Source organism: Achromobacter sp. 1L-A-4-B-C2, assembly GCF_057291955.1.
Map to the genome: position 1 here is coordinate 980,848 of NZ_JBXAWP010000002.1, position 13,182 is coordinate 994,029.

General features: G+C 64.1%; 12 protein-coding genes, 1 tRNA gene and 1 riboswitch. Of the genes, 10 read left to right on the forward strand and 3 right to left on the reverse strand.

Annotated features, from left to right (window positions below):
* Positions 1–290: 290 nt before the first annotated feature.
* Positions 291–1,094 carry a FadR/GntR family transcriptional regulator gene (locus tag AC0Z35_RS11835; protein ID WP_485132023.1) on the forward strand — a complete coding sequence of 268 codons (804 nt, stop codon included), beginning with the start codon at positions 291–293 and terminating at the stop codon, positions 1,092–1,094.
* Here the strand turns inward: AC0Z35_RS11835 and AC0Z35_RS11840 are convergent, their stop codons facing one another.
* A complete protein-coding gene (locus AC0Z35_RS11840; RefSeq protein WP_485132024.1) occupies positions 1,095–1,508 on the reverse strand; it encodes a PIN domain-containing protein in 414 nt (137 codons plus the stop codon). It abuts the gene before it with no gap.
* A gap of 624 nt (positions 1,509–2,132) precedes the next feature.
* Between AC0Z35_RS11840 and xth the strand changes: the two genes are divergently transcribed.
* Together xth and AC0Z35_RS11850 are read left to right on the forward strand one after the other, a co-directional pair.
* Entirely contained in the window at positions 2,133–2,915 is a 783-nt protein-coding gene (gene xth / locus AC0Z35_RS11845; RefSeq protein ID WP_104144911.1) for an exodeoxyribonuclease III, read from the forward strand.
* A gap of 68 nt (positions 2,916–2,983) precedes the next feature.
* Positions 2,984–3,059 (forward strand) — tRNA-Ala (locus tag AC0Z35_RS11850).
* Positions 3,060–3,203: 144 nt separating this feature from the next.
* Here AC0Z35_RS11850 and AC0Z35_RS11855 read toward each other — a convergent pair.
* The gene (locus tag AC0Z35_RS11855) at positions 3,204–4,655 is read right to left on the reverse strand and encodes a sodium:solute symporter family protein (RefSeq protein ID WP_219992201.1); all 1,452 of its coding nucleotides are present in this window, start codon (positions 4,653–4,655) and stop codon (positions 3,204–3,206) included.
* A 100-nt stretch (positions 4,656–4,755) separates the two neighbouring features.
* A riboswitch (TPP riboswitch) is annotated at positions 4,756–4,860 on the reverse strand.
* 106 nt (positions 4,861–4,966) lie between these two features.
* Here AC0Z35_RS11855 and AC0Z35_RS11860 point away from each other — a divergent pair.
* Together AC0Z35_RS11860 and AC0Z35_RS11865 are read left to right on the forward strand one after the other, a co-directional pair.
* Entirely contained in the window at positions 4,967–5,749 is a 783-nt protein-coding gene (locus AC0Z35_RS11860) for a 3-oxoacyl-ACP reductase (protein ID WP_046804586.1), read from the forward strand.
* A 5-nt stretch (positions 5,750–5,754) separates the two neighbouring features.
* On the forward strand, positions 5,755–7,041 hold the full coding sequence (locus AC0Z35_RS11865; protein WP_485132025.1) for an LLM class flavin-dependent oxidoreductase: 1,287 nt from the start codon (positions 5,755–5,757) through the stop codon (positions 7,039–7,041).
* An 8-nt stretch (positions 7,042–7,049) separates the two neighbouring features.
* Here AC0Z35_RS11865 and AC0Z35_RS11870 read toward each other — a convergent pair whose 3' ends face one another.
* Positions 7,050–7,952: a LysR family transcriptional regulator gene (locus AC0Z35_RS11870; protein ID WP_219992200.1), complete on the reverse strand. Its 903-nt coding sequence runs from the start codon at positions 7,950–7,952 to the stop codon at positions 7,050–7,052.
* Positions 7,953–8,077: 125 nt separating this feature from the next.
* On the opposite strand from AC0Z35_RS11870, the gene AC0Z35_RS11875 reads away from it, so the two are divergent.
* The 5 genes from AC0Z35_RS11875 (at position 8,078) to napA (ending at position 13,179) form a co-directional block, all read left to right on the forward strand.
* Positions 8,078–9,040, forward strand: coding sequence for a 3-hydroxyacyl-CoA dehydrogenase family protein (locus tag AC0Z35_RS11875; RefSeq protein WP_485132026.1), 963 nt, complete (start codon positions 8,078–8,080; stop codon positions 9,038–9,040).
* The gene (locus AC0Z35_RS11880) at positions 9,037–9,891 is read left to right on the forward strand and encodes a beta-keto acid cleavage family enzyme (protein WP_319304549.1); all 855 of its coding nucleotides are present in this window, start codon (positions 9,037–9,039) and stop codon (positions 9,889–9,891) included. The genes AC0Z35_RS11875 and AC0Z35_RS11880 overlap by 4 nt, the downstream gene beginning before the upstream one ends.
* 309 nt (positions 9,892–10,200) lie before the next feature.
* Entirely contained in the window at positions 10,201–10,359 is a 159-nt protein-coding gene (gene napE, locus AC0Z35_RS11885; RefSeq protein ID WP_035212934.1) for a periplasmic nitrate reductase, NapE protein, read from the forward strand.
* 23 nt (positions 10,360–10,382) lie between these two features.
* On the forward strand, positions 10,383–10,700 hold the full coding sequence (locus AC0Z35_RS11890) for a chaperone NapD (RefSeq protein WP_046804581.1): 318 nt from the start codon (positions 10,383–10,385) through the stop codon (positions 10,698–10,700).
* Positions 10,684–13,179 carry a periplasmic nitrate reductase subunit alpha gene (gene napA / locus AC0Z35_RS11895; protein ID WP_485132027.1) on the forward strand — a complete coding sequence of 832 codons (2,496 nt, stop codon included), beginning with the start codon at positions 10,684–10,686 and terminating at the stop codon, positions 13,177–13,179. The genes AC0Z35_RS11890 and napA overlap by 17 nt, the downstream gene beginning before the upstream one ends.
* Positions 13,180–13,182 lie beyond the last annotated feature (3 nt).

Sequence of the window (13,182 nt, forward strand, 5' to 3'; positions counted from 1 at the left end):
TTTGCCGATGGCTGGGCGCAACGGGAAACCCCGTGTCGCCGTCCGCGCGTCAGCGGCGCGGGCGATGTCGTTTGTGGCAAATTACGGGAGGCCGGCATAACTTGTCAATTGAATTGACAGCTTTCTATCCAAGGCTCGGAATTTTTGACTAAGGATTCGGGTAATCCCTTATCTATCAGACGGTTACTGATCTGTGCCCACCCTGGAATTTTTCCCGGATACCGCGATGTTGTCATGGCGACTGACAAACTTCCGCTTTCTTCACGCTATTCACTTTCAGGAACGCGCCAATGAGCAACGAGCGTGACCCGCAGCTGGACGCACTACTGGAATCCGCTTCCCGCCCCCGCCCCGAATTGGACGTGTTGGCGGACGTGGCCTCTGGCCTGGGCTATGTCCGCGCCGAGCGCTTTGCCGAACGCGTCTACGAAAGCCTGTTCTACGCCATCGCCACCGGCAAGATCGCGCCGGGCAACAAGCTGCCCACCGAATTGGAATTGGCCGCGCTGTTCGAGGTGTCGCGCCCGGTGGTCCGACAAGCGCTGGACCGTCTGCGCGAAGACCGGTTGGTGGACTCCATCCGAGGCTCCGGCACCTACGTGCGCGCCAAGCCCGACCTGATGGGCGGCATGCCCGCCGTTGACCCGGCGCGCCGCGTCGGCCACATCCTGGAAGGCCTGGAACTACGCATGGTGATCGAGCCCGAATGCGCCTACCTGGCCGCCCTGCGCCGCAGCAGCGACGACTTGCACGACATGGACCGCATGCTGACGGGCTACGAAGAAGCCGACGCTTCCGGCGCCATCGCGCATCACTACGACTACGGCTTTCACCAAGCCATCGCCGCCGCCACCAACAACCAGCGCTTCGTGCAAGTGCTCAAGTCACTGGAATACGACGTCAGCCATGCCGTCAACGTCATGCGCCACCTGGTCCACAGCGAACCCTGGAAACGCACCCGCGCCGCCATCGACGAACACCGCCACCTGTACCGCCTGATCCAGGCCCAAGACGCCGACGGCGCCCGCAACGTCATGCGCTCCCATATCGAAAAGGCCAAGAGCCGGATGCTCAATAGCGGGTCTGAGCATTGATCAAGGCGAAGACGGCTGGAATGGGTTCAGGATGGGAACGTCGAAATGAACGAAGTCGCCAACGTTTCGGGTCACCACGATCATCCTGGCGAGTTTCGCGGTCGCGGCGATCATGGCATCTTCATTCAGCGTGTCAGAGCGGCGGTGAATTAACCTGGCCCACAGCCGAAAGGCCCTGCCATGCATGGGCAGGACGTTATAGACGTCCTGCAAGGCGTCCAACCAGCGTGAGAGGTCTTCCGCTTTGGCTTGATCCTGAGCCCGCGTCCTCTCGATTCCGATCTGAATCTCGCCGACCGTTACCGCGGACAGGTGCAACCTGCTGTCATCCACCGATTGCAGCCGGGCGACGACGCCGGCATGCGGCCGGGGACGACGCAGTTCGGAAACAACGTTGGTGTCCAGCAAGTACATAATTTCATCGGCGCGTAGCAGAAGCGAAAGCAGGAAGCGCCAGGCGCTTCTGGTTCCTTGCAGGCGTCAACTGTTCGGTACGCGCGAAGTCGCTCAATAAAAGGGCTTTTAACGTCGGCTTCCTAGCGGGATCCGAAGTTGCGCCGAGCTCTATGGACGATCTGCCGGATTTGGCGGAAGGCGCGCACGGGCGCGGCCCCGCCCATTTGGGCGCAGCCTGTTCAAGACCACGTGAAATCGGTCGGGGCGACCTGGTTCCAAACAATTCGTCCGGCATGTCAATAAGGTGGGCTTGGTCGTCCTGCGCAGGCGAGGTTTTCATGGGCGGCTCCCAGAAGAAGTATTGCAACAGTCTAGGCAGTAAAGCGTGTTTTGACATGCATATCGGCAAAATGTAGGACAAGTTCCTACTCCGGCACGCCCGGAAGCAGCGACGCCCCCCCTGTTGGTCCACTGCACAGCGAACGGCCAAGCCGCCACGGTATCATCTGGCCTTATCTCTGGCGCGCGCCCGGCATGGGCGCACGCTCGCCAACTATGCCCGCGCACGGTTGGACAGCCGACGCCGCCCTTCAGAAACCCAACGACAACCAGAACCGCATCCCCAAACGGTCTACAAAAATCATGAAATTAGCTACCTGGAACGTGAACTCCCTGAATGTACGCCTGCAGCAGGTGCTGGATTGGCTGGCTGCCAATCCTGTCGATGTGCTGTGCATCCAGGAACTGAAGCTGACCGACGACAAGTTTCCGGAGGCGGCGTTCAAGGAAGCCGGTTACCACGCGGTTTGGGCGGGGCAGAAAACGTATAACGGCGTGGCGATTGTGTCGCGCGTGCCGGGTACGTCGATGGTGCGCAATATTCCTGGCTACGACGATCCGCAGCAGCGCGTGCTGGCGCTGACGTTTCCCAGCCCCGAAGGCGACGTGCGCGTTGTTTGTGCGTACTGCCCCAATGGTCAGGCGGTGGATTCGGACAAGTATTTGTACAAGCTGGCCTGGTTTGACGCCATGCGCAACTGGCTGGCCGAGGAAATCAAGCAGTATCCGCGCTTGGCGGTGCTGGGTGACTACAACGTCGCCCCGGCCGATGAAGACGTGCACAACCCCGAGAAATGGGAAGGCCAGGTGCTGGTGTCTGAACCGGAACGCGCGGCTTTGCGCAGCCTGATGGAGCTGGGCCTGACCGATTCGTTCCGCCTGTTCGAGCAGCCCGAAAAGTCGTTTTCGTGGTGGGATTACCGGCAATTCGCCTTCCGTCGCAATGCCGGCCTGCGGATCGACCACGTGTTGTTGTCGGCCCCGCTGGTCAAGCGCTGCGTGGCCTGCGTCATCGACAAAGAGCCGCGCCGCAACGAGCAGCCGTCGGACCACGCGCCGGTGGTGGCCACCCTGGAATTCGTCTGAAAATAATTGCGCCGCGCCGTATTGCGCGGCGCTTTATTGTTCAGGTATAGTTTTGCTCTTGCTTCATTGGGGCGGTAGCTCAGCTGGGAGAGCGTCGCGTTCGCAATGCGAAGGTCGGGAGTTCGATCCTCCTCCGCTCCACCAATATTCCAGACAAGAAAGCCTTGGACACCGCAACGTGTTCCAAGGCTTTTTTGTTTTGGCTGGCGGCGCGGGATCGGGCCGAAATTCAGGCCGAAATTCAGGCCGAAATTCAGGCCGAAATTCAGGCCATATTTCAAGCCACCATCAGGCCGGGTCCTTGTCCAAACGGCGCACCGCCGCGCTCAGTGTCGACAGATCAAACTCCTTGACGCCGCGACGCATCCCGCGCATCAACACGGTGACCAGCACCGGGACAAAGGCGGCCAGCAAAAACGATTCGAGCAGAAACGTAGGCTTGTCGCCCGGCGCCGGAAAGAAGAACAGCCCGGCCGCCAGGCCCGCGACCGTCGCGGTCGTTGCGGTGACGCCATCGTGCTTGCGGCTGAACAGACCATAGAACACCGGAAACGCGGCGGCCGAGCACAGCAGGTCGGCCAGCAGGAACAGGTACAGCACGCTATAGCCCTGCGAGGCCACGATCATCACCGGAATCGCCAGCAGCAACACCGCCCAGCGCGCCAGACGCTTCATGTCCATGCCGGTGGCGCGCGGCATCAGGCGGCGCATATCCACCGCCACGATGCTGGACACGGCGCTGATGGCGGTGTCGGCCGTGCTCATGACCAACGACAGGCCCAACGGGATCAGCGCGATCACGAACCAGGCGGGCGCGTGCGGCATGATGACGCTGAACAGCGCGATGGAACTATCGCCCTGCGGCGCCAGCCCGACAAACGCCAGGCCGAACAAACCCATCAGGAAGATGAACGGCGCGGCCAGGATACCCCCCAGCAAAAAGCCATTGCGCATCGACCGCGTGTCTTTGGCGGCATAGATGCGCTGCCAATTGCCCTGGTGGAAGATGCCGGTCAGCAAAATCGCCACGAAGAAGGTCAGGCCGGCCTTCACACCCACGGGATCGGTCAGATCCAGCAGCTGTGGCGCCTTGGCACGTAAAGCCTCGATCGTCGGCAACGCCCCGCCCGCCGCCTGCCAGCCCACCACGCAAAGAATCACCAGCAGCGGCACGATGACCATCATCTGCACCTGATCGGTGAAGATCGATGATCGCAAGCCGCCATACGTGGTGTAGAGCAGCGTCGTGCCCATCACGATGGCGGCGGTGGCCCACAGCGGCACCGGCGCCAGCATGGTGACCAGCTTGGCAATGGCCGTGACCTCGGCCGACAGCGCGATGAACAGGTAGAACAGCATGATGAACAGCGCCAGCCCGTACATGGGCCGTCCGTACCGTGCCATCAGGAATTCCGTCAGCGTGTGACCGTGCGGGATCAGTTCCCGCATGCGCCGCCCCAACGGGATCATGACCAGGCGCGGCGACATGGACCCCAGCGCGTAGCCGATAACCGCCGCCAAGCCGCCCCAGGTGGCGGCCTGCGCCGGCGAAAACAGAATCCAGGCGCCCAGCGTGGACGCCATCAGCGTCAGGATGGTGCCAAAAGCGCCCTGGCTGTTGCGCGCCACGATGTAGTCTTCCAGCGTGCCGCGCTTGCGTCGCGTATATAGCACGCTGGCGGCGGCAAAGCCACCCGAAAAGAGCAGCAGCCACATCAAGGCGGTGGTTTGGGTCAGCATGGAAAGCGGTCCTCCCTGGCCCGGCAAACGGCCGGACGCGCGTTGCGGCCCCGTCCGCAAGGCGGGCCGCTGATGGATCAAAGCACTAGGGAGGGCGCGCGAATGGCGCGATGTCCTTCCCTTCGCCGGCATTACCCGGATCAGGTTCAAAGGGTTACCGCGACAACGCGGAATCTCAGCCAAACAGGCTCCCCCAGGAATTGCCGCAAGATTAGGGTCGCGGCAAGCCAATGTCAACGCATCGATTTATGCTAAGTTCGCCCGCTTGCGGCACCTGATTGCACGCGTGCCGGTGAACCGACGAGCCCACCATGCCCATTGCCCACCCCGCCCCCGCCTTGAATGAACAACTGGTAATCGTGACGGGAGGCGCCCGCGGATTGGGTGCGCACATCACGCGGGCCTTTTTGCGGGAAGGCGCAAAGGTGGTGATCAATTACCTGAACAGCGCCCAGGCCGCGCAGGCGCTGGCCGCCACCGCGCCGCAACGGACGCTGGCGGTTCAGGCCGACGTGCGCGACGCAACCGCCGTCGCCGCCATGATCGCCCAGGCGCAAAGCCACTTCGGCATGCCCGTCACCACGGTGGTCAACAACGCCCTGCCCGCCTTTGCCTTCAACGGCGACGCGCGCCCCCATGCCGACACGCTGACCTGGGACCACTTGAATCAGCAGATCGAAGGCAGCGTGCGCGGCGCGCTGAACACGACGCAAGCCGCCCTGCCCGGCATGCGCCAGGCTGGGGTGGGCCGCATCATCAACATCGGCACCAACCTGGTCCAGAACCCGGTGGTGCCGTATCACGACTACACCGCCGCCAAGGCCGCGCTGCTGTCGTTCACGCGCACGCTGTCGCAGGACCTGGGGCCCGACGGCATCACGGTCAACATGGTGTCCGGCGGCCTCTTGCGCACCACTGACGCGTCGGCCGCCACGCCAGAAGCCGTGTTCGACCTGATCGCCGCCAGCACGCCGCTGCGCGCCGTCACCACGCCGGAACAGTTCGCCGATGCCGTGCTGTTCTTTGCCAGCCCCTGGTCGCGCAGCGTCACCGGCCAGAACCTGGTCGTGGACGGCGGCCTCGTGAAGAACTGATCGCCATGTTGCACCTGAACCTGTTCATCTTCGGCTGCGGCCACCACCGCGCCGCCTGGCGGCATCCGGACTCGGCTGCTGAACGCCTGGGCGATATCCGCTATTACGAATCGCTGGCGCGCACGGCGGAACGCGGCAAGCTGGACGCCATTTTCTTTGCCGACGGCCAGTCCACCGACAACATCGGCGACGGCCCGCGCTGGTACCTGGAGCCGCTGACGACCATGGCCGCCATCGCGCGCGCCACCACGCACATCGGCTTGATCAGCACCGTGTCCAGCACCTTTTTCACGCCGTTCCACGCGGCGCGCATGGTGGCGTCGCTGGACCACATATCGGGCGGACGCATGGGCTGGAACGTCGTCACGTCGATGTTCGACGCCGAAGCTCGCAACCACGGCTTTGAAGCCATGCCGGGGCACGACTGGCGCTACGCGCGCGCCGAAGAATTCGTGGACGTAGCGTTGCGCTTGTTCGATTCGTGGAAGGACGATGCCCTGGCCATCGACCGCAACGGCGTCTATGGCGTGCCCGAGCGCGTGCGCCCGATCCACCATCACGGCGACCACTTCCTGGTGGACGGCCCGCTGACCGTGCCACGCCCGCCCCAGGGCCACCCCGTTCTGTTCCAGGCCGGCGCATCCGACCAAGGCCGCGACCTGGCCGCCCGGCGAGCCGAGGCGATCTACGCCGTGGCCTATGACCTGCCGGCCGCGCAATCGTATTACCGCGACATCAAGCAACGCGTACGCGACGCAGGGCGCACCGCCTTCGTGCCCATCATGCCGGGGCTGGTTACGTACGTGGGGTCAACCGAAGCCGAAGCCCGCGCCAAACAGCGCGAGCTGGACGTGTTGCTGCCCAGCGACGCATCGCTACGGCAGTTGGGCACCTTCGTGCTGCAAGATTGCAGCACCTGGGAGCTGGACGCCCCCGTGCCGGCGCTGGTGCCGCTGCATGAATTCAAGGGCCCCAAGGGCCGCTACGCCACCATTTTGCGCATCATTGAAACCGAACAACCCACCGTGCGACAACTGCTGGGCCGCCTGGCGGCGGGTGGCGGCCATTGCACGATGGTGGGCACGCCCGAGCAAATCGCAGACCGGATGGAACACTGGTTCCGTAACGAAGGCGCCGACGGCTTCAACCTGATGCCGCCGTCGTTGCCGGGCGGCATCGATGACTTCGTGGACCAGGTGGTGCCCGTGTTGCAGCAGCGCGGCTTGTTTCGTACGGAATACGAACACACTACGCTGCGGGGGCATCTGGGGCTGGAGCGGCCGGCGGGATAGACCATGCGTTACCGCGCCGCCAAATATTCCTTCAACGTCCCCACCAACGCCGCCGCCGCTGGCGACAAACTGCGGTTGCGTGACGTGACCAGGCCAATCGACCTTTCCGCAACCGGCCCGATCAGCGGGCGTTGCACGATCCCCGTCTGCGATACCGCGCCGGCGGCGATCTCGGGCAGGGCCGCCACGCCGAAACCGCATTCCACCATCGCCACGATGGTCGTCAGGTGTTCGGCTTCGAACGCGGGCGTGAAGCGGATGCGGTTTTGCAGGAAGGCCCATTCCGTGTATTGCCGCACGCTGCTGGGCTGCACCATCGATACGTGCGCGGCGGTGGCGGTGTCGGCCCAGCGCAGCGGGCCACTTGACCTTGCCAAGGCGTGCGACTCGGGAATCAGCAGCAAAAAGCTGTCGGACATCAGCGGCACGTAGTGCAGGTCGGCGTGCTGGGGGTCGGCGGCGGTCAGCGCGAAGTCCACCTCGCCTGCGCGCACAAGGTCGAACGCGGGGCCGGACAAGGTGTCGCGCACCTTCAGGGCGACGTTGGGGTGTTCCTGTCGATACGCCATCAGCACGCGCGGCAGCAGACGCGCGGCCAGCGACGGCAAGGCGGCGACCGACACTTGGCCCTGCTCGGCGCTGGTGACGCCGCTGACGGCGGCAATGGCGTCGCGGAACGCAACCTGCAAGGTGGCGGCCTGCTGCATGAAGACCTCGCCCGCCGCTGTCAGGCGCACCGTGCGCGTCGTGCGGTCGAACAGCCTTACGCCCAGCGCTTCTTCAATGCGTTGTATCTGCGTGGACAGCGCCGACTGCGACAGATGCAGTTGCGCCGCCGCCTGCCGGAAGTTCAGCGTGCGGCCCAGCACTAGCGTGGTATCGATGTCGCGCATCGAAAGATTGATCTGCATGTCCCCAAAACCTCGGTTTGTATTGATCTGGTTTATCGATCATTCTATCCAAAAAATCTGATTCATCTATCAAACCGGCTTCTCTACACTCGCCCCCAACGACGATGCAATAACAGGAGCAAACCATGCAGACGGACGCAACTGCGCTGCCCAACCCGGGCGCGGCGCATGCAGTGGTGGTGGGTGGCGGCACGATGGGCGCGGACGTGGCGGTGGTGCTGACGCGCGCCGCCTGCCGCACCACCGTGATCGAATCGAACGCCGAACGCGCGGCGGGCCTGCCCGCGCGCGTGGCCGAAAACCTGAAAACGATCGGGCGCGAGGCCAACGCCCCGCTGCTGGCCACGGCTGCCAGCCTGGATGACGTGGACTGGTCCACCGTGGACCTGGTGATCGAGTGCATACCCGAACGGCTGGACATCAAGCAGGCGCTGTTTGCCGACCTGGCGCGGCGCGCGCGCCCGGACGCCATCCTGGCCAGCAACAGCTCCAGCTTTCCGATCAGCGCCATCAGCCAAGGCCTGGACACGCGTGGCCGCATGTTGGGCCTGCATTTCTTCATGCCCGCGCACCTGGTGCCGCTGGTGGAAGTGGTGCTGGGCGAGGCCAGCGATAACGCCTGCGCCGATTCGTTGATTGCGTTCATGCGCCGTTGCGGCAGCGTGCCGGTCAAGGTCAAGCAAGACCTGCCCGGTTTTCTGGCCAACCGCTTGCAGCACGCGCTGTCGCGCGAGGCGTTTGACCTGATCGACCGCGGCATCGCGTCGCCGGAAGACGTGGACGCCGCCGTGCGCTTCGGTTTCGGCTTTCGCTTCCTGGCGGCCGGCCCCGTCATGCAGCGCGATCACGCCGGCATCGACGTACACGCAGCCGCCGGCGCCACGATGTACCCCACGTTCTGCAACGCCGACCACCCCGCGCGCTGCCTGACCGAACGCGCCGCCGATGGCCGCCACGGCATGAAGGCGGGCGAGGGTTTCTACGCCTGGACGCCCGAATCCATTGCCGCCGAGCGTGCCCGCTACGATCGCTTGCTGCGCGCCGGCCTAGACCTTATCAACCCGGAACTGCCGGAGATCCAGCCTTGAACGCCTCTGCCCTGCCGCGCGCCGCGCTGGCCGATTCCCCCGTCATCATCACCGTGGCGCCCAACGGCGCCTACAAGAAAGCCGCCGACCATCCGGCCGTGCCGCTGACCGCCGACGACCTGGCGCGCGAAGCACGCGCCTGCCTGGACGCGGGCGCCGGCATGATGCACATGCACGTGCGCAAGCCGGACGGCAGCCATCTGCTGGACGCCACCGCCTATCGCGACGCCCTGACCGCCGTGGAACGCGCGGTGGGTCGCGAGTTGCTGGTGCAGGTCACCAGTGAAGCCGCCGGCGTGTACAAGGCGGCCGAGCAGATTGCGTTGGTGCGCGAACTGCAACCCGAAGCCGTATCGATCGGGCTGCGCGAAATCGCCGTGCCGGACATTCCCGAAGCCGAGCTTGCGGCGTTTCTGGCGTGGCTGGCCGAGCGCCGCATCATGACGCAGATCATCCTGTACGACGAAGGCGACGTGCGGCGCTGGTTGTCGTTGCGCGCGCGCGGGTTGGTGCCGCCCGGCGCGTGGTCGGTGCTGTTTGTGCTGGGCCGCTACAGCGCCGGGCAGACGTCGTCGGCGTATGACCTGCTGCCATTCCTGGGCGCGTACGATCAGTCCTTGCCCTGGGCGGTGTGCGCGTTTGGCCCCGAGGAAAACGCCTGCGTCACGACGGCGGCCGCGTTTGGCGGCCACATGCGCGTGGGCTTTGAAAATAATTTGAAGCTGCGCGACGGCGGCATCGCGCCGGACAACGCCGCGCTGGTGCGTCAGGCAGCGGACGGCGCACGCGCGCTGGGCCGCCCGATCGCCACCGCCGCCGACGCGCGCCGCATCTACGGGGCGATTGCCTGAACCCGTAGACGTATCCCCGCCGCTGCCGGATTGTGGATGGCGGATCGCGTGCCTGATGCCTCGCCGGATCAATCCGGCCAGCGCGTCCGGCACGCTTTTTTTATCGCCCGGCAATCGCGCGTGCGTCGCCGCGCCATTGCCGCGTTCTCGCCTGCCCCCGCCGCGATAGCGCCGCGCCGGGCTTGCTTATTGCAGCGCCGCAAAAGTGTTTCGCCGTCATGCAACATTGACGCAATGTAAAAGCACTGCTAAAAACTTCGACATCCGCACGTTCAATGCAATACCCCGACTTTTCAAGTGAGGTGGTGTGTGCAAAACGAGTCTGATGGCTACACCAAGCCTCAGGAGCTGCGAAGTTTTCTGTTCCTGACGGCTGTCATGGCCCCCGTCCTTACGGTCATCATCGTGGCGGGCTACGGGTTCATCGTCTGGTTCTATCAGCTGATCGCCGGCCCCCCGGGCAGCTGATGCCACGCGACGGAAACCCCTCCATGTCCGCGTTCCCCCCCAATGCGCCGCCCCCGGCGCCGCCCGAGCTGCACATCGCCAGTCTGGTTGTGCATGCCCTGCCCCACCGCTTGCCCGACGTGCGCGCCGCCATCCTGGCGATAGCGGGCTCGGACATCCACGGCGCGTCCGACACCGGCAAGCTGGTCGTCACGCTGGAAGCGCCCACCACCGACGACATGATGGCGCGGATCTCCGAGATCCAGCGCCTGGATGGCGTACTGGCTTCGGCGCTGGTCTACCAGCATGCCGACACGCTGGCCGCGATGAACGAGGAGATTGGCGATGTCCATGGCTCGTAGAGATTTCATCAAGCAATCCGCCGCCGCAGCCGCGGCCACCGTGGCGGGCATTCCCATCGTCGGCATGACGCAAAACATCGTGACCGAATCCGAAGCGGCCAAGCTGAAATGGTCGAAGGCGCCCTGTAGGTTCTGCGGGACCGGCTGCGGCGTGAACGTCGCGGTCAAGGACAACCAGGTCGTGGCCACGCACGGCGATTTCAATGCCGACGTGAACAAGGGGCTGAATTGCGTCAAGGGCTATTTTCTGTCGAAGATCATGTACGGCAACGACCGGCTGACCACGCCGCTGTTGCGCATGAAAGACGGCAAGTACGCCAAGGACGGCGAGTTTGCCCCCGTGTCCTGGGACCAGGCCTTTGACGTGATGGCCGAACAGTTCAAGCGCGTCCTGAAAGACAAGGGACCGACTGCGGTTGGCATGTTCGGCTCGGGCCAATGGACCATCTGGGAAGGCTACGCGGCACTCAAGCTCATGAAGGCGGGGTTTCGGTCCAACAACCTGGACCCGAACGCGCGCCATTGCATGGCGTCGGCGGCGGTGGGTTTCATGCGCACCTTCGGCGCCGACGAACCCATGGGCTGTTATGACGACATCGAGAACGCCGACGCCTTCGTGCTGTGGGGCTCGAACATGGCCGAGATGCACCCCATCTTGTGGACCCGCGTGACCGACCGCCGGCTGTCCGCGCCCAAGACGCGCGTGGTGGTGCTGTCCACCTTCGAGCATCGCTCGTACGAACTGGCCGACCTGACGCTGACCTTCACGCCGCAGACCGACCTGGCCATCCTGAATTACATCGCCAACTACATCATCCAGACCAAGCGGGTGAACCGCGATTTCGTCGACAAGCACACCGTATTTCACGAAGGCAATACCGACATCGGCTATGGCCTGCGCCCCGACCATCCCTTGCAAAAGGCGGCCAAGAACGCGGACAAGGCGGGGGGATCCAAGCCCATCACCTTCGATGAATTCGCCAAGTTCGTCTCGAAATACGACTTGGAATATACGTCCAAGCTGACCGGCGTCCCGCAAAAGCAATTGCAGGATCTGGCCGAACTGTACGCCGACCCGAAAATCCGCGTGACCTCGTTCTGGACGATGGGTTTCAACCAGCACACGCGCGGCGTCTGGGCCAACAACATGGCCTACAACATCCACCTGTTGACGGGCAAGATCTCGACGCCCGGCAACAGCCCGTTCTCGCTGACGGGCCAGCCGTCGGCCTGTGGCACGGCGCGCGAAGTGGGCACGTTTTCGCATCGGCTGCCGGCCGACCTGGTGGTGACCAACCCCAAGCATCGCGCCCACGCGGAAGAAATCTGGCAGTTGCCGGACGGCACCATCCCCGACAAGGTCGGCGCGCACGCGGTGTTGCAGAACCGCATGCTGAAGGACGGCACCATCAACGCCTACTGGGTGATGGTGAACAACAACATGCAGGCCGCCGCCAACCTGATGAACGAAGGGCTGCCCGGCTACCGCAACCCGGCCAACTTCATCGTGGTGTCGGACGCCTACCCCACGGTCACGACCATTTCGGCCGACCTGATCCTGCCCACCGCCATGTGGGTGGAAAAAGAAGGCGCCTACGGCAACGCCGAACGGCGCACGCAGTTCTGGCATCAACTGGTGAACGCGCCCGGCGATGCGCGTTCCGACCTGTGGCAGCTGATGGAGTTTTCCAAGCGCTTCAAGGTGGAAGAAGTCTGGCCGGCTGACCTGCTGGCCAAGAAGCCCGAGTATCGCGGCAAGACGCTGTTTGACGTGCTGTACGCCAACGGCAAAGTCAACAAATTTCCCAATAGCGAATTGAATGCGGAATATGAAAACCAGGAAGCCCGGGCATTCGGCTTCTATGCGCAAAAGGGCTTGTTCGAGGAATATGCCGAGTTCGGCCGGGGCCATGGCCACGACCTGGCACCCTTCGACACCTACCACGAGGTGCGCGGTTTGCGCTGGCCGGTGGTCAACGGCAAAGAGACGCTGTGGCGCTACCGCGAAGGTAGCGACCCCTACGTGAAGGCGGGCTCGGGCTTTGAGTTCTACGGCCACCCGGACGGCCGCGCCATCATCTATGCCCTGCCTTACGAGCCGCCGCCTGAATCGCCGGACAAGGAATACCCGTTCTGGCTGTCTACCGGCCGCATCCTGGAACACTGGCATTCGGGGTCCATGACGCGGCGCGTGCCCGAGCTGTACCGTGCCTTTCCAAACGCGGTCTGTTTCATGCACCCGGACGACGCGCAGGCCATGGGATTACGGCGGGGCGTGGAAGTCGAAATCGAATCGCGCCGCGGCAAGATGCGCACCCGGCTGGAAACGCGCGGACGCAACAAGCCGCCGCGCGGCCTGGTGTTCGTGCCCTGGTTCGACGCCGGCCAGCTGATCAACAAGGTGACGCTGGACGCCACCGACCCGATCTCGTTCCAGACCGACTTCAAGAAGTGCGCGGTCCGGATCGTCAAGGTTTGACGG